Here is a 16,937-nt window from a genome sequence, read left to right as displayed (position 1 = left end):
CCTTTCAGTGGTCTGTAAATCTGCCCACATCAAGTCTCTGGCCCCTGCAGCGCATCAGGGAAGGGGATATTACCTATGCCGAAGATCAGTGTTACTTATGCGGTTCGAGGAGATGCGCGACGAGGTCGTGATCGCTGAGGAGGTGTTCCAGATCGTCGGGCCGCTCGCCCGAACGGCAGGAATCCAAGGCCCTGCGGAGCGCCAGGCGCGCCGGCGTTTCGTACCGCAGTGGAGCCTGGATTGTCCCGTTGAGGGTGGCTGTCTCAAGGCGAACGCCCGCTCCAACCCTTCCAGACTCAATCTCCGAGCGGACCTCCCCCAAGGCCATCACCCGAAGCAGCGGATCACGCGCATCCCCTGTCAACAGCCGCACCCCGGCGGTCACAGGAACAGGGCCGGACACACCGGCTGCCTCGAGGAGGAAGGTGCCGTCCCCACCGACGCAGTAGCTGAGCTGCCCTGCTGCCAGCACAGCGGCCCACCGCAACCCGTCACGCAAGGTCGCCCCCAGGTCCGGGGCAGGCGCTGCGCATTCCACCGTCACCATCGTCGGAGCATTTCGGGCCCGCGCGTCGAGGGCATCGGCAAGGATGTCCGCCCGCGCGTACGGCCTCTCCACAACCACGGGAAGAGTGACAGCGTCAGCCGACAGCGCAGACCCTGCCTCGGGAGGAACGCGCCCAGGATTGGAGACGACGACGGCCGCCGCCCCCGCTGCCTGCGCTTCCAACAGCAATGTCCACCACGGACCTCCACCGGGAATAACCACCACGGCGCCCGGCACGAGATCACTGTGATGTGCACTCCCGCGAAGCTCTGCGACGGCGGCCCGGTAATTCCGCGCCGTGGCCACAACGGCTCGAGCCCCACTCACTGCACGCCTCCTGTGGTCATGGTGGCGAAGACCGCATCGGCCAGCTCCAGCGGGTACAGGGCATCTGTCAGGATCTGGTCGTAGTCCACAGCAATGGTGCCTTCGAGGAGGTGCACGAAGTGCAGCCACTCCGCCTCATAGCCATCCTGCTCCACTGACGGATGCTCCATCCTGGACCCATCGGCCCGCGCCACAATGACACGACCGCTGCCTGCATGGACGAAAGGAGGCGGGTACTCAAGATCCAACCGCTGCTCCGGCGAGGAAAACGTCACCCTCCAGAGGACATCCGGGCCCGCGGGCAGCATGGTCAGGGCCAACTGGACGTTGACGCCGCTGGCCTTGTACCCCACCGCGAATCCGATCGGCGGAACGAACCGGGCGTACTGGACGGCCTCTATATCCGGCGCGAAATGCCGGACCGCAGGAAGGTCGTGGACGGCAAGACCGGTCAGCAGCTGCTTCACGATGTGGGCGGCAACGCCAGGATCTGCGGTGTCGGGCCGCTCCCGGGCCGGGGCCTGGGCCTGGGCATGGGCCTGCGTCTGGGCCTGGGCGGAGCCATTCTCCGAGACCAGCTGATGGTAGCGGCCGTTCGGCGGCAGTGCCAGCGTGACTGCAATGGACTCAGGCCCCTCCTGCTCCTCCTCAAGCAGGTGACGTGCCAGCAGCCACCCGGGATCGTAGGCGTGATTGGTTCCGACCATCAAGACGGTGCCGGCGGCGCGGCAGGCAGCCACAACACCTTCCGCCGCCTCCTTGGTGGTGGCCAAAGGCTTTTCGCAGAAGATGGCTTTCTTGCCTGCCCCAACCGCCGCCATGATCTGGCGTTGATGTTCCGCCGGTGGACTGCAGATAGCCACAACCTCGACGTCCGGGTCGGCCAGCAGCTCCCCGTCCCCGGCTGACCAGCTGGCATGCAGGGGTTCAGCCAGTGTTCGTGCACGCCCGCTGCCGGCATCCGCAACGTGAGCCACCCGGAATTTATCGTCCAAACGGCCCAACGTTGGAAGATGAAGGGCCGCGACGCCAGGCCCGGCGCCCAGGAAACCCACTTTCCATGTCATGACGCGTACTCCTTTTGTCAGCATCATTCCTAAGTTCATTCGGTTCTGGCTATAGTGCACCAAATTCCGCACATTAGTGACCTTCTTGTGGGACAATTTTGAGTTATGACCACAGATTCCACACTCCGGTTCGGTGCGCAGACAGACGAAGTCACGAGCTTGCTCCGCATCGTCAACCTTGTGCGCACGGGGGAAGCAACAACCCGTCCCGAAATTGGCCGCGTTACCGGCCTGGGCCGGGGCGTGGTGACGCAACGGGTGGACCAGGCGATCCAGATGGGCTTCCTCGGGGACGGCGAGTTCGGCGCTTCGTCGGGAGGCCGCGCACCCAGGACGCTCCGCTTCCGCTCAGAGCAAGGACGGATCATCGTGTGCGCCCTCGGCGCCCTGCACATCAGGGTGGGCTACGCGGAGCTGGACGGAGACATCATCGACCAGAGGCACCGCGAGTGGGACATTGCACGCGGACCGGCGGAGACCTTGAAGGCCGCCATGGAGCTCCTGGATGACCTCCTTGGAAGCGCCGTGGAACTGCCTGCCTGGTCTGTGGTTGTGGGCGTTCCCGGCCCCGTTGACTTCGAGAGCGGACAGCCGGTGGCGCCGCCGATCATGCCCGGCTGGAACGGTTCGGACATCCGCACCCCCTTCGAGGAACGCTTTGACGCTCCGGTCTGGGTGGACAACGACGTCAACCTGCTCGCCCTGGGTGAACGGGCGCGCAGGCGCGACGCATACGCCGACCTCATCTACTGCAAGATCGGATCGGGCATCGGCGCCGGACTGCTATCGCAGGGACGCATTCACCGGGGCGCCAACGGTGCGGCCGGCGACATCGGGCATGTTCGTGTGCCGGACTCGGACGCACTCTGCCGGTGCGGAAAGGTCGGCTGTCTGGAAGCCGTCGCCGGAGGCTGGGCATTGATCCGTGATGCGGAACTTGCCATCAAGGAAGGCGCCACGGGCCCACTTGCCACATCCGTCGAGAAGGGGCAGCCCCTCTCGCCCGAGGGCATCGCACTGGCGGCCATCAGCGGTGATGCGCTGGCAGTGCGCCTGCTTCAGCGCTCGGCACGGGTTGTGGGTGAATCAATCGCAGCCCTGGTCAACATGTTCAACCCAGGGATCATTGTGATCGGCGGGGCCATGGCATCCGCCGGCGAGGTGTACCTCGCTGAAGTGCGGCAACGCGTTTACGAACTGTCCCTGCCACTGGCCACCAGGGACCTGCGGATCCTTCTGTCCGTGAACGACGAACGCGAACCCCTGCGGGGCGGCGCTGAGCTGGCGCGCGAACAACTCTTTGAGGCCACGTTCCCGCGCTGGTTTGCCCAAGGCAAGCCAGGCCCGATCAAAACCCTGACGTTGAGCTAGGCAACTTACGGCGGAAAACTTCTTCCTGATTCCGACTTAAGCATGTATCTTCGGATCATAAGTCGAGTCACGAAGGAGTGTCCCACGAATGCCCGCAACCATTAAGACGCTGATCATTACCGGCATGACCGATGTCCACCACGACTGGCGTCAGACCACCCCGGCGCTCAAGGCGGCATTGGAAGAAACCGGCCGTTTCGAGGTGCGTGTCACCGAAGAATTCCGCGGAGCAACAGCCGGCACCCTCAAGCCCTACGACCTCGTCGTGCTGAACTACTACGGCCGCCATGATCCTTGGCGCGACGTGCCGGAGGAGCGGTTCGGCCAGGCGGCAGAACAAGCCCTGTTCGATTTCGTGGCTGGCGGCAAAGGCCTCATTGCCTACCATCCGACGCTGGCCGGCGGGGTGGGCTGGGATCCCGAGTATGAACGCCTTCTGGGCGGTGTGATGCGCGAGGATACCTCGCGCCGGGCACCCAACAACGATTTTCTTATCCACACCGCAGAAGCGCACCCCATCACGGAAGGGTGGCCCAGCGAGTTCCCGCATTACAACGACGACCTTTACGTGGGACTTAAATGGCCCGAAGGCGTCAGGAAGACCATCCTGCTCAAGGGCTGGGACAACCCATTGCGCTACACGCAGGTGCCCGCGCAGTGGCGGAGCATGCCGGGCATGGGCGACGAGCATCCGGTGGCGTGGGCCGTGGAATACGGTGCGGGCCGCTCCGTCTCCATAGGTATCGGCCACAATGTACAGGCGATGAGCCACCCCGCCTTCCGAGCACTCTTCCCACGCAGCGCGGAGTGGGCGGCCACAGGCGAAGTCACTGTTCCAACCCCCGAGGACCTGGGACAAGCTGTGGAGGGCGGGGATTGGTGGCCCACAACGTTGGAACCCATGGTCCGCAAGATGTTCACGGAGTGGGTGGAGGCCGGAGAGCCTGCAACGCAGAAGTGACATGAAACGGCGGGGTGTGCCAGCCTGCACACCCCGTCCGTAAATCCGCTTTCTAGGCGACGTCGAGCGAGACTCCCCGCGGGACCACCTGCGAGGCCTGCAACATCGCTTCCAAGTGGAAGGGCAGGACCAGCGGCCCATCTGCCCCACCACGCAGGTACGGAACGATCAATTCGAAGTCCACGGACACTTTCCGCACGTTGCCACTGCGATCACGGAACCGGTTGACCGGGAACAGGATCACCAGGCGGTCCTGAATGAACCACCAACCAGACTCTCCCGCCAAGGCATCCGCGGGGATGGCCCGTTGACCCAACCTGACCCGCAACTCCCCTTCCGCCGGAGACCAGCCATCCACGGAGACGGAAAGGCCCCGGATAGAGGACAGCGGCATTGAACGAATCCATGGAAGGCCCAACCGAAGCTCAAATCCATCCGGACCAAAGCTCAAGGCATCCTCGCGCAGGGCGTTCTTCAACATCACATGCTCCTTTGTCTGAAAGTGACATAAGTTTGTCATTAAGATACTTATATGGAAAGGCTCCCCATGGAAACCCTCTTACCTTCGGGATGGACGATGGCTGCCAGCGCCTTCAACTGGACGCCGGAAATCATCGCATCCGAAAGGACCAGCGCCGAGATCGTCACCGGCATTGCCAAAGCAGGGATCGCCACAGTTGTGGAACTGGAACCCGGGCTGTTGTGGCGGACGTTTCCTGCCCCACAGGACCAGGAAGTCGGCGCCTTCCGCAGCGCTATGGAGGCAGCGGGTGGCAGCGTGAGCATCGTCGGCTGCAGTCTTGATGACTACTTGACGACGACGGCACGCCGCACCACCGCCCAACGGCTGGAGTTCCTGTTACCGCAACTCAAAGCCGCCCACCGCGTCGGGGCAACAGGGGTCCGGCTTCCGATCGGACAGGCCGGACCGGAACTGCTCAAACTGGTCCAACCACTGCTGCACGACCTCGACCTTGTTCTCTTCGAGGAAATCCAAGGCCAACAGCACCCGCGGAATCCCCAGGTGCTGCCTGCCTTGGACCACATCTCGTCCCTGGACGACGATCGGATCCGGGTCCTGGTGGACATCAGCATGTTGATGCCTGCGCTCCCGGTGACCTATCTAGAGGAACTGGCAAAGGCCGGTGTGGCAGCGGACCTACTTGCACGGCTGGAGACCGATTGGAAAGACCCGGCGACCCACGACGCCGTCGTTACGGCACTGCGCTCAGATGTGGTTCCACCCGCGATCCACACCCTCTTCATGAACCTGGTGATCCGTTTTGGACGCAGTGACGCATCGGAACTCAAGGGAATCCTGCCGCTCGTAGGCGCGTTCCACCTGAAATTCTGGGACCTCCAGGATACTGACGGGCGGGTGTCCCGGCCGCTTCAGCAACTCGGCCGGCTCCTGGGTGAGGAAGGCTTTGCGGGCACGCTCACCAGCGAATGGGGAGGTCACGAATGGCTCCAGGACGATCCCACGGGCATGACCAGACGGCATCTGGAGCTTGCCAAGGACGCCTTGGGCACAGGCGCGGCCGCCGCGACCGCGAACGCCGGCGGTAGGGCCGGTAGCCCTACAATGTGAGCCTTCGAGCTACGGCCCAGTTCATTGAATTGGGATGCTTCAGGCAGGACTCGGTCTTGCTTGATGCGACATCAGCTGAACCCCACATGGACGTCCATGTGGGGTTCAGCTTGTTCTACTGCCTGAGTTGCAGTCTTGGGGATGTTGGGGAATGATGCATTTCCCGGACGCTGGTGAAAGTAGCTGTTGGGAACGTCTAGTCGATGGTCATTGGTTCGATTTTCTTCAGACCGAAGGCAAAAAAGATGACGCCCAGGACCGCAATGGCTCCGGCGAGGAAGAGCCCGTAAACGAAGGACCCTGTCGCTCCGAGAATGAAGCCGATGATGGCCGGGCTTGCGATGCCGGCGGTATTGGAGATGCCGTTGATAATTCCGGCGATTGACCCTTCCTGGGACTGCACGCCCTCCTTGCGTGGGGAGAGGTCACCTGGGAGGCAGTAGATGCTTGCGACCGCGAACATGATGGATGCGGTAGAAATCGACAGGAGCGCTAAAGCGACTGCGGCGCTTTCGGCGATGGCAGCGAAAGCGATGACACTTGAGAGGAGCGATCCAACGATAATGCAGGTCTTGCGTGACCGGGTGACGGACCAGCCTCGTCTGAGCAGGGCATCTGTCGTATAACCGCCCAGATACTGCCCAATAAGAGCCGTAATTGCGGGGATCATGCCTAGAACGCCGAGCTGAAGTAAGTTGAATCCTCGATCCTGGACCAGATAGGTCGGGAACCATGTAATGAAGAAGTATTCAACGAAAGTCACGCACCAGAACCCCAAGGCAACTGACGTTACATTCCGGTTCTTGATGAGCTTGGTCCAACGGATTGGTTCCCGCTTATCGTCCGCAGTGCTACGGCCTTCGGTGATGAATTCGAGTTCGGCCGGCGAAACTTTGGAGTGCTTCTCAGGCGACCTGTAGTACAGGACCCAAACGACCGCCCATACCACTCCAATAGCACCGGTGATGATGAAGGATCCCCGCCAACCTACGAATGCGATAAGCGCCGTTACAACGGGAAGGGCCAGCAGGGATCCGGCTCGGGCGCCGCTAGCCACGATTCCGCTGGCGCGTCCTCTTTCGGACAAAGGGAACCAGGTGCCGACAGTCTTGATCCCTGAAGGGAAAGCCGCCGCTTCACCGACTCCAAGCAGAAGGCGGAGTCCGAAGAGCCCTCCAAACCCTTTGACGGCTGAGGTCAACGCTGTGCAGATGGACCACCAGACAACGGCGCCGGCAAACAAAAACCGAGGCCCCACGCGATCCACCAATCGGCCCAAGGGCATCTGGCATGCCGCGTAGGTCCAATAGAAAGCCCCCAGGATTAGTCCGCTGAGACCAGCCGCAATGCCTAGGTCTTCCTTAAGATATGGCAGCGAGACAGCCAAGTTCGCGCGGTCAATGTAACTGATGAGCATCCCAAGGAAGACCAGGAAGACTATGGTCCACCTGACACGCGTTCGATGCGGCTTCTTTGTCTGCGAAGGCCCGCTTTCCCGGGCTGTGCGCGTTTGTTCCACTACTGTTCCTGACTCTGGGTGATGTGTCATACAAGCAGTGTGGGACGCGCCACGCCATCTGTCAATATTGATAGACGTTTATCCTTCATGAAAGTTTCTGCACGGTCCTCCTTCTTCAGTGATGGGTGGCCAGCAGCTGTTCGACGAGTGCACTGTCATGCTCAGCCACGAAACGCAGCACCTCCCCGACCAGCCGGTCTATGTGCTCCCGCATCAGGCTTGCGGCGAGATCAGCATCCCTTGACGCCATCGCTTGAACGATCGCCGCATGCTCATCGACACTGTTGGCATCGTGATGGTGGGCGACCAGGATGGTATCCAGCGTGCGTTCGACCCGGTCGGTGCTGTCATTGAAAACAATCCCCAGCATCGCTTTCAACACCGGATTTGTGGCGTGTTCCGCTATCTCGCGGTGAAAATTGAGCGCCGCTGCATGCGGAAACGCTCCACGGTGATTGACCTGCTCCTTATGAAGGTCGACCAAGCTACCCAGCTTTTCTGACAAATTCTCCGATGAGGCCAGGGCGCTGCGAACAGCCTCGGGCTCGACCGCCCGACGGGCGTAAAGCAGATTCAGCAGATCCTGACTCGTCCGGATTACTGAGGCGTCCCGGACGCGCTCAATGGTCGCGGTGCCTTGGTGGTACTCCCTTGCCCGGGCGGCACCCTCCCGCGTTGTGGTCCGCCCCTTGGAGCCGACTTTGACCGTGAGGCCCAGCGAATCCAACTCACGCAGCCTCCGGGCCATAGTCGGCTCCGTATAGGAGAACCCTTGATCCCCGAGCTCAGCCACCAGCTGACGGGACCCGATCGGCCCAATGGCCTGGTCAATGGCAAGCAGCAGAACAAGGAGCTTCCCGTCCAGCAGCCTCGCCCCCGCCTCATCTGGTTCGTTAGTGATACTCATAGAATTATGATAACTGTCTGTCATTATTGACAGACGTGCGTCAATCGCGGATATTGGATGCATAAGCAATCCGGCCGACTCTTAGCCGTGACAGCACAACGCCCAGTTCAACCGAAGGGCGCGATTAGACGCCCCGAGCCACCTCTTGATTGAAAAGAGAAAATCATGTCGAACCAGGAAGAACGCCTCAACCTCCCCTTCGTGGGAATCCCGAGTTATATGCGATCCCCGATCGTTCAAGACCTTTCAACCCTCGATGCCGACTTGGCCATTCTTGGCATCCCCTCAGACGAAGGTTCACCTTGGTATCCGGGAGCCCGTATGGCGCCTCGGAAAATGCGGGAAATGTCGGTCCGCTACGCCGGCTACGGCAAAATGCAAAAGAAGGCTGGATACTTCGACATCGAAACCGGTCGACGGTTCCTTGAGTATGAAATGGGTAATGGGCGCATCGCAGACTGCGGCGATGTCGACATCATCTACACCAATCTGGAGGCGACCTACCGCAACATCACGCGCTCCACCTCCCAAATCCTTGAGGCCGGCGCCATCCCTCTGGTCATGGGCGGGGACCACGCCGTGACATACGGAGTTGTCCGTGCGTATGAAGAGCCCATTAACATCGTTCACTTCGATGCGCACCTGGACTACCGGCCCTTCGTTCACGGCGCCGAGTACGGCAACGGCAGTCCCATGCTCAAGATCGGCAAGCTGCCCAACGTGGGAACGATGATTCAAGTAGGTGCCCGAGGACTGCGCGCCAGCGTGGATGACTTGGAGCGTACACGAGAACGGGGAAACCATGTCATCACGATGGCTGAATACCGCCGTCGTGGCATTGAGTCCGTAACCGATGCCCTCCCCGCAAATGGCAAGGTATACGTCAGTGTTGACATCGATATCCTTGATCTTCCGCTGGTCCCGGGCTGTGCGTCCGCAGAAGCCGATGGACTCACCTATGAAGAACTGCGTCAGACGATTTTCGCCATTGTGGCCAAGAATGAGCTCGTGGGATTCGATGTCGTGGAGATCAATCCCATGCTCGACGTAGCATCCAATAACACCTCCCTTCTAGGCACCCAGTTGATGATTGAGACAGCCGGCAGGGCTGTGCTCAATCCAAGGTACCTGGCTCGGAAGGGTCGCAGCCTTGATCTTTCTGGCACTGCTCTCGCGTCCGCGATGGGCAATTAATCGCACATGGAGCAGCGGACAGAACACGATCTCTTAGGCTTCCTGGAAGTACCGGACCACTCTTGGTTTGGGATTCACACCACCCGCGCACTGGCAAATTTCCCCATCACGGGAGACAGAATTTCGCGGTACCCGGACTTCATTAGGTCTTTGGCGCTCGTTAAGAAGGCGGCGGCACAGGCCAACCACGAGTGCAAGCTTCTGGACAAGAAGAAGACAGACGCGATCTCGAGCGCCTGTGACCTAATCAGAGATGGTCAGTACTTGGATCAGTTCGTGGTGGACCCGGTGCAGGGTGGTGCAGGAACCTCAACAAACATGAATGCCAACGAGGTCATCGCCAATATAGCCTTGGTCAACTTCCTCAAGGCAGAAAAGGGCGATTACCACATCCTGCACCCTGTCGAGCATGTCAATCTTGGGCAGAGTACCAACGACGTGTACCCGACTTCGTTGAAGGTGGCGGTCCACATTATGTTGGGCACACTCAGCGAATCTCTCCTTGAGTTGAGCGCATCCTTCAGCCGCAAGGCAGTCGAGTTCGACAAGTACCCCAAGGTCGGCCGAACCCAGCTTCAGGACGCGGTACCAATGACGCTTGGGCAGGAATTCCGCGCTTTCGCGCACACCCTGCGCGAGGATGTCGACCGGCTGGAAGAGGCCCGGGAACTCCTGACAGAACTGAACATAGGCGGGACCGCCATCGGCACGGCACTAAATGCTCACCACGATTACCGCAGAATCGTCCTCCGCAACCTTCGCGAGCTGACTGCAATCGAGTCGATAAGGGGTGCCGAGGATCTCATAGAAGCAACCCAGGACGTTGGGGTTTTCGTACAGGTATCAGGAGTCATAAAACGAACTGCAACGAAGCTTTCCAAGATCTGCAGCGACCTGCGCCTGCTGTCCTCCGGGCCCAGGGCGGGCTTGAATGAGATAAACCTTCCAGGCGTGCAAGCGGGCTCAAGCATGATGCCGGGAAAGATAAATCCCGTTATCCCCGAGGTCGTGAACCAGGTAGCTTTCGATGTCATTGGGAACGACGTGACGATCACTATGGCAGCTGAATCCGGGCAGTTGCAACTAAACGCCTTCGAACCCATCATCGCCCGATCGCTCTTCGACAACATCATGAACATGTCCTCTGCGATGAACACACTCAGGGAACGATGCGTCGAAGGAATTACAGCAAACCCCGAGCATCTCAGGAATTCAGTGGAGCGATCGTTGGGCATCGCTACCCTCATGAACCCCAGCATTGGGTACACACGAGCCACCGAGCTGGTAGCGGCAGCTGCAGCTACAGGGCAAAACATTGCTGACCTGGCCGTTGAACAAGGACTCATCTCTCAAGACCAAGCACATGCCCTCGTAAGCTCCGTAACGAGTGCCTGCTCGCCGCTCACAACTTAACCGTTCGGCGATCACGAGGGGCCACGACCCACATGGATGCTCCCCAAGGTGTGCCAGGTCCTGCTCAAGCGGGATCTGGCACACCCCACAGGTTAAGTCATGCCTAGTGTGTTTGCGCGTGGCGGTCCCAGGCTTCTTCCGGGAACGAACACTCCGGCAAAGCGTTCATGTTTAATGGTCGCCGTGCCGGGGTTCCTAAGCAGTTCAGCCATTACTGCTGTTCCCCGGGCCGCTACTTCATGTACCGGAATTTTCACGGTTGCAATACCGATCTGATCTGAACCGGGGAGAACGCCGTCGCAACCGGTGATGGATAGATCTTCAGGAATTCTCAGGCCTTCCTCTTGTGCGAGGGGCAGAAAGGAGATCGCCCGGATATCTGAAGGGAACATTGCAGCCGTGACCCGTCCTTCAAGTGCGAGCCGGACAATGTCCTTGCATCCATCGACAACGGAGCCGAAAATGGCCGTGTCAATCTGGTAGACCGAAACACCCCGTCCGCGAAGATGTGCTGCCATGGCAAGGCCTCGCCGGTTTTCGGCAGTGGAGATGGCGAAAGAGGGAACGATTACGGCAACTGAGCGGTGGCCTTCGGAGGCCACCCGGTCGGCCAAGATGGCGGCGTTGGTGTCCTCATCGTAGGAGACACCGTAAATCCCTGGATGATCCTCCATCCGTCCGACAGACACCACAGGCACTGAATCGAGGAAAGGCTCGAGATCATGGGCCTTGACCACGCCGGTTGAAACCATAAGTCCCCCCACACGCAGCCCAAGGAGCCTCCGCAACGCAGCCAGTTCGTCCTCAGCCCCCTGTTTTGACGAAGGAATAACAGTGATCAACTGCAGGCCGGCACGGCTTGCTTGGTTCTGGACTTCACTATGGAGCAGACCATAGGCCGGGTTCCGGGGATCCCTGAGTAGGAGCCCCACCAGATCAGAGCTGCTGCGGGCTGCCAGCCCGCTGGCGATCATGTTGGGAACGTAGCCCAGTTCGCGCAGGGCCCTGTGGACCTTTTCCTGGGTGTTCGGGGATACAGTGACGTGCCCCATTAGAACCCTGGATACCGTTGCCCTGGAAACCTGGGCGAGTTGGGCAACGTCATCCATGCGGACGCCCAACGGTGAACCTCCACTGCGCCCCTTGGCCTGCCCTCGCCCAGTCACAGCCCCAACTTTACTTGCTGTCCAGTTTGTCCGCGCCTGTGCCCTTGCAACACAGCATCCCTGTACGGGACCAACAAGCCTGGCCAGTCTGTCTGGATGATGTCGGCCCCAATCCCCATAAGCCGCCCCCATCCCGCGGATGGGTCACCGAGCACGGATACTTCGTCGTCCCAACCGCAGAACAGGGGGACCCTGTTGTTGAGGTTGATCGCATTTACCATGGCGAAAAGCCCCTTGGAATGAAGCCACTGAACGTAGTCGGGCGAGGCGAAGTCGTGGTCCGGGTCCTCGGCGAGTAGCTCCATCCCTACTGTGTTGATATCGGTGTGTTCCAGCACGTTGAGGACGTCCTCGTGGGATCGGACCATGGGTGCAAACGCGTATTTGAACGGGTGTTCTGCGAGCAACTTCAGCCATTCCGTCTCAACGGGGGATTTCAACACGGCCCGGCCCCGGATTTCGTAGCGGTCCAGATACGGTAGAAGTGTTTCCCAAAACCACCACGAGCGGTCAATGTTGAACAGAGCCTGAGAGTTTTGTCGTAAAACCTCGTCGAGCGTGGCAACTTTATATGGGCGGTCTGATGCTGTGGAGCACCAACGATATTCCAAAGCTCGGATCGAAGCGGCGTCCAGCGTGCGGATGTTCTCTTGGATACCGAAGTGCATTGCTTCATAGCCGTCGTGGAAGAGGAAAAACTCACCGTCGGTTGATGCAATGACGTCGATTTCCACCATTTCCGCGCCTTGGCGAAGTGCAGCTGCCACAGCCTGCTGCGTGTTTTCTGCGATCGTGCCCAGGCCCGTTCCGCGGTGAACGGCCACTATTGGCCGGGATCTCGCGAATGCCGCGTTGAGGTGGGCATTCTGTTCCATGAATCGTGGCTGTCCAAACATGTTCTATTTCTCCCGGGTGTTCATGGTGCCGCTGGTGGCCAACTCGAGGGGTTCCGGCGCGATTTCCTGGGCTGCCGGTGCAGGTGCCTGTGATGGCCTCCGCGAAGGGGGAGGGCCGCTACGGTGTCGGCGGTTGCCTGCATCCCTTCCATAAACGAGCCACATGCTGACGCCGGTGATAACCATGAGGACGACGGTGTAGACGAAGGTCAGGGCCGTGGTGTCCGACAATGTGTCTTCACTGGTGGCGTTCTTGATGACGATACCCAGTGGCTGATACAGCGGGTGTGCCAGGAAGACGGCCGTGTCGTAGTCATCGAGCAGGCTGTTGAAGTTCAGCGCGGCGATGGCGGCGGCTGTCGGTGCAACGATTGGTAAAAGGATCCGGCGGAAGGTCGTGAACGAACCTGCGCCCAGGATCGACGCTGCTTCTTCCAGCTGGTCCGGCACCGCGGCGAAGGCTGCCTTGAGCATCCTCAATGTGAAGGGAATTTTACCGATCACATAGGCGATGGCGAGGATCGCCAGAGTCCCTGTCAGCACAGCGTTCCCGACGAGCCACTCCGAATGATCGAAGGCGACAATCAACCCCAGGGCGACCATGGTGGAGGGCAAAATCCACGGGATATGCAGGACGTACTCGATGGCAGCCGTGACAGGGTTCCGGAACTTTTGCACGAGGCGGGCAACGAACACCAGCCCGAAGACGACAACAACCGCAGCGGCGGCGCTGTAACCAATGCTGACCAGAAACGGCCACAACGCCGCGTAGTCCGTGAACACGCGCAGGTAGTTGTCCAAGGTGAAGCTGCCGGGGTTCAGGCTGGCGTTCTGGATTGAGGAGGCATCGGTGAAAGAGAAGATGACGATTAGAACCGGTGGAAGCGCGTATACGGCAAATAGAGCATAGGCCACGGTGTGGACCACAACATTCGCTACCGGGTTATCGATCTTTTGCTTCTGCATGGAGGCCGGGACCTTGGAGATGCTGAAGTACGTGCCGCCTTTCTCAAGACGGTTCATCACGGCCAACAGAGCAATGGTGGACAGGCCCAGGATGATGGCCAGTGTCGCTGCCAGGTCACGAGATGCCTGTACGTTGGCGAATGTCAGAATCATTGGCGTGACGGTTTGGAAGTCTTCGCCACCGAGGACCTGCGGTGCTGCCAACGCCCCTAGTCCACCGAGGAAAGTCAGGATGGTGATGGCGTACACCGTCGGCATGAGCGTGGGCAGGACAATTTTGCGCAGTACATTCCAATTTGAAGCTCCCATCATTCGGGCAGCTTCGATGGTTTGGAAGTCCACATTGTCCAAGGCGTTGCCCAAGAACAAAAGATGGTTACCGGTGCAGGCGAATGTCATGACGAACACCACGGCAAACATCCCGGAGAACCAGGCAGGATTCATGTCCGGGAAGACGTTCAGCAGCAGCCGCGTAATGAATCCGCTGTCGCCATAGATGAACTTATAGCCGGCGACGAGGACGATGCCGCCGTAGATCAGTGTGCTGGCATAGCCCAGCCACAGTATCCGCGCGCCCTTGATGTCGAAGTACCGTGTGGCCAGGACAATGAAGATCCCTACGGCGTTGACGGTGATGGACAGCACCACGGCAAGCAGGAAGCTGTTCCGCAGAGCGTCCATGGCGCGTTGCGAGGACACTAGCCGGCGGATCGCGTCAAAGGTGAATTCCCCTTCTGGCATGAAGACTGTTCCCAGCAGCCTGACGTTGGGGTAGATCAGGAACGTGATGGAGAACCAGAGCAGAACCGCCCCCACGATAAGGAACAGTGGGGACCGCAGTAATTGTTTCAGCGAGCCGCTCACGAGGCGGCCTCGTACTGCAGGATATCGGCAGGATCCAGCAGAAGGCGGACATGGTCTCCGGGTTGGAACCCTCCTCTGCCGTCCTCCTGCAGGATTCCACGGACAGTCCCTGTCTCGGTTTCCACCCGGTAGCTGCTGTAGACGCCGTGGTAGTGGCGAGACCTGACCCGGCCCGCCAGGGTTGGTGCTGCTGCTGTTAAACGGGAGTCCGGGCCAGGGGCCTCGATGCGGACTTTTTCGATCCGTACGTAGGCCGGCTTGTCAGGGTCAAGGCGGGCCGCGCTGCCCCGCATCAGGACGTCTACGGTTGCCCGGGAAAGCTTGTTGGCATCACCCACGAAGTTGCAGACGAACTCGGTCGCGGACCGCGTGTACACTTCCTGGGGTGTTCCTACCTGCTCGATTCGGCCGTCATTCATCACCGCGATGCGGTCGCTCATGGTCAGGGCTTCGTCCTGGTCGTGAGTGACGTAGACGGTGGTGATTCCAAATTGCTGTTGCAGTTCCTTCAGTTGGGCCCTGAGTTGGTGGCGGAGCTTGGCGTCCAGGTTGGACAAGGGTTCGTCCAGTAGCAGAATTTTCGGGCGGAGCACGAGGGCTCGGGCAATCGCTACCCGCTGCTGCTGGCCGCCGGAAAGATCCGTGACGCTCTTGGCCAGCTGTTCGTCGCTGAGGTTTACTTGGCGGGCGATGGCACGGACCCGGTCATCGGTTTCATCCTTGCTGACCTTCGCGACCTTAAGTCCGAAAGCGATGTTCTCCCAGACAGACAGGGTGGGAAACAGGGCGTAGCTTTGGAAGACCATCCCGACTTCGCGGCGGTGGCTGGGCACGTGCGTAACGCGTTTGCCGCCGATGATGATGTCTCCCCTGCTTGGCTGGATGAATCCGGCCAAGGATCGGAGGGCCGTGGACTTGCCACATCCCGAGGGGCCCAGAAGGGTGAAGAATTCGCCTTCCTCTACGGTGAGCTCGTAGTCGGGCAAGGCAATAAAGTCACCAAAGCGGACTTCGACGTTCGCAAACGTGATCATCGTCTAGCCCTTCAAGTACTCAAGGGTGATTTTCTCGACCCACTTATCGATGTTCTTGCCGACCAAGGTCCAGTCGATGTCCTGCTTTGTGAAGGAAGCGGTTTGCTCTATGGCCTGCGCATCACCGGCTGCGGCTGCCTTGGTATTTACTGGTGCGGTAAAGAACTGCTTTGACCACTTAGCCTGAATCTCGGCTGAACCGAACCAGTCGATGAATTTTTTAGCGGTTTCGGCCTTCTTGGTTCCCTTGATCAGAGCGACCTGCTGCACCGCGAAGGGGACGCCGACGCTTGGCTTCACCGCCTCAGTTGAAATGCCGTACTGCTTTTCGCGGCTGGCCTTGCCTGCCAGCCACATCTGGCCGGCGTTCACCTGGGACTTTTTCATGCGGGAGTATAGATCTTCTCCTTGGACGGCACGGTTGCCGTTGGCGAAGTATGACTTGACCTGTTCCCATCCCTCGGCACTGACTCCTAGTTCGCCGTTGGCATCGGCGTAACGGGACAGGATGCCGGAGATCACCATTTGGGTGGTGGCACCGCCCAGGGCTGTGGGTACCTCGTACTTGCCCTTGAACTGGTCCTTGCTCCAAAGGTCAGTCCAGTCCTGCGGTGCGGCTTCATGGGTGGCATAAGCAGCCTTGTTGTAGACGAGCATGATAGGTTCACGCACAATCGGCCAGAACTGCTTGTCCGTCCGGTCCCCCAGGGAGGCGTCGACTTCCCCTCCCCATGCCGGTGAATAGGGCTCGAGGACGTTCTGCGCCTTAAGTTTCTCGAAGTAGACGTTATTCAGACCAAACGTGACATCTGCGACCGGATTGTTTTTCTCCGCAACGAGGCGGTTCATCACGTCCCCGCCGCCGAGGTCGACGAAATCCAATTTGAAGCCGGCAGCCTCGCCTTCCTTCTTCAGCCAATCCCCGCGCCCCTCTGATACAGAGTTGCTGTAGATGATGAGTGACTCGCTGGTCGACGCAGTGGCGTTTTGGTTCGGCGGTGTGCATGCTGTGGCAAGGACAGCTCCGGCGGCGAGAACAGCACCACCAGGAAAATACGACGCTTCATTTATGGCTCCAAGGGTGAGAAGGGGGGGCGAGCGTCAGCGGCGCCAG

The 16,937-nt window shown here is 59.9% G+C and carries 15 protein-coding genes; 5 read left to right on the top strand and 10 right to left on the bottom strand.

The window, feature by feature from the left end; all coding sequences use genetic code 11:
• Positions 1 to 91: 91 nt before the first annotated feature.
• Together J2Y41_RS16430 and J2Y41_RS16425 are read right to left on the bottom strand one after the other, a co-directional pair.
• The gene (locus tag J2Y41_RS16430) at positions 92 to 874 is read right to left on the bottom strand and encodes a hypothetical protein (protein WP_309930040.1); all 783 of its coding nucleotides are present in this window, start codon (positions 872 to 874) and stop codon (positions 92 to 94) included.
• Positions 871 to 1,941, bottom strand: coding sequence for a Gfo/Idh/MocA family oxidoreductase (locus J2Y41_RS16425; protein WP_309930038.1), 1,071 nt, complete (start codon positions 1,939 to 1,941; stop codon positions 871 to 873). Before J2Y41_RS16425 ends, J2Y41_RS16430 begins: the two co-directional genes overlap by 4 nt.
• A 105-nt stretch (positions 1,942 to 2,046) precedes the next feature.
• Here J2Y41_RS16425 and J2Y41_RS16420 point away from each other — a divergent pair, with 105 nt between their 5' ends.
• Positions 2,047 to 3,312, top strand: coding sequence for an ROK family protein (locus tag J2Y41_RS16420; protein ID WP_309930037.1), 1,266 nt, complete (start codon positions 2,047 to 2,049; stop codon positions 3,310 to 3,312).
• Between the two features lie 88 nt (positions 3,313 to 3,400).
• Entirely contained in the window at positions 3,401 to 4,273 is an 873-nt protein-coding gene (locus tag J2Y41_RS16415; protein WP_309930035.1) for a ThuA domain-containing protein, read from the top strand.
• A gap of 52 nt (positions 4,274 to 4,325) precedes the next feature.
• Here the strand turns inward: J2Y41_RS16415 and J2Y41_RS16410 are convergent, their stop codons facing one another.
• Positions 4,326 to 4,754, bottom strand: coding sequence for a hypothetical protein (locus J2Y41_RS16410; protein ID WP_224166262.1), 429 nt, complete (start codon positions 4,752 to 4,754; stop codon positions 4,326 to 4,328).
• 66 nt (positions 4,755 to 4,820) lie between these two features.
• Here J2Y41_RS16410 and J2Y41_RS16405 point away from each other — a divergent pair, with 66 nt between their 5' ends.
• The gene (locus J2Y41_RS16405) at positions 4,821 to 5,864 is read left to right on the top strand and encodes a restriction endonuclease subunit R (protein WP_309930032.1); all 1,044 of its coding nucleotides are present in this window, start codon (positions 4,821 to 4,823) and stop codon (positions 5,862 to 5,864) included.
• A 196-nt stretch (positions 5,865 to 6,060) separates the two neighbouring features.
• Here J2Y41_RS16405 and J2Y41_RS16400 read toward each other — a convergent pair whose 3' ends face one another.
• Together J2Y41_RS16400 and J2Y41_RS16395 are read right to left on the bottom strand one after the other, a co-directional pair.
• A complete protein-coding gene (locus tag J2Y41_RS16400) occupies positions 6,061 to 7,413 on the bottom strand; it encodes an MFS transporter (protein WP_309930031.1) in 1,353 nt (450 codons plus the stop codon).
• 85 nt (positions 7,414 to 7,498) lie between these two features.
• Positions 7,499 to 8,290, bottom strand: a complete 792-nt coding sequence (locus J2Y41_RS16395) for an FCD domain-containing protein (RefSeq protein ID WP_309930030.1) — start codon at positions 8,288 to 8,290, stop codon at positions 7,499 to 7,501.
• Between the two features lie 165 nt (positions 8,291 to 8,455).
• Here J2Y41_RS16395 and J2Y41_RS16390 point away from each other — a divergent pair, with 165 nt between their 5' ends.
• Together J2Y41_RS16390 and J2Y41_RS16385 are read left to right on the top strand one after the other, a co-directional pair.
• Positions 8,456 to 9,484, top strand: coding sequence for an arginase family protein (locus tag J2Y41_RS16390; protein ID WP_309930028.1), 1,029 nt, complete (start codon positions 8,456 to 8,458; stop codon positions 9,482 to 9,484).
• 6 nt (positions 9,485 to 9,490) lie between these two features.
• Complete coding sequence (locus tag J2Y41_RS16385) at positions 9,491 to 10,897, top strand: aspartate ammonia-lyase (protein ID WP_309930026.1); 1,407 nt, start codon at positions 9,491 to 9,493, stop codon at positions 10,895 to 10,897.
• Between the two features lie 92 nt (positions 10,898 to 10,989).
• On the opposite strand, the gene J2Y41_RS16380 is transcribed toward J2Y41_RS16385, so the two are convergent.
• Genes J2Y41_RS16380 through J2Y41_RS16360 form a run of 5 tightly spaced genes read right to left on the bottom strand, consistent with a single transcriptional unit; the run spans position 10,990 to position 16,894 of the window.
• Positions 10,990 to 12,063 carry a LacI family DNA-binding transcriptional regulator gene (locus J2Y41_RS16380; protein ID WP_309930024.1) on the bottom strand — a complete coding sequence of 358 codons (1,074 nt, stop codon included), beginning with the start codon at positions 12,061 to 12,063 and terminating at the stop codon, positions 10,990 to 10,992.
• Positions 12,060 to 12,938: a glycerophosphodiester phosphodiesterase family protein gene (locus J2Y41_RS16375; protein WP_309930021.1), complete on the bottom strand. Its 879-nt coding sequence runs from the start codon at positions 12,936 to 12,938 to the stop codon at positions 12,060 to 12,062. Before J2Y41_RS16375 ends, J2Y41_RS16380 begins: the two co-directional genes overlap by 4 nt.
• A gap of 24 nt (positions 12,939 to 12,962) precedes the next feature.
• Entirely contained in the window at positions 12,963 to 14,789 is a 1,827-nt protein-coding gene (locus J2Y41_RS16370) for an iron ABC transporter permease (RefSeq protein ID WP_309930019.1), read from the bottom strand.
• A complete protein-coding gene (locus J2Y41_RS16365) occupies positions 14,786 to 15,823 on the bottom strand; it encodes an ABC transporter ATP-binding protein (protein ID WP_309930016.1) in 1,038 nt (345 codons plus the stop codon). The genes J2Y41_RS16370 and J2Y41_RS16365 overlap by 4 nt, the downstream gene beginning before the upstream one ends.
• A gap of 3 nt (positions 15,824 to 15,826) precedes the next feature.
• A complete protein-coding gene (locus tag J2Y41_RS16360) occupies positions 15,827 to 16,894 on the bottom strand; it encodes an extracellular solute-binding protein (protein ID WP_309930242.1) in 1,068 nt (355 codons plus the stop codon).
• Positions 16,895 to 16,937 lie beyond the last annotated feature (43 nt).

It is taken from the genome of Arthrobacter sp. 1088 (assembly GCF_031455315.1).
Taxonomy (GTDB): Bacteria; Actinomycetota; Actinomycetes; order Actinomycetales; family Micrococcaceae; genus Arthrobacter.
The sequence above is the reverse complement of the archived record's forward strand: the minus strand, read 5'-3'. Positions and strand labels throughout refer to the sequence as shown.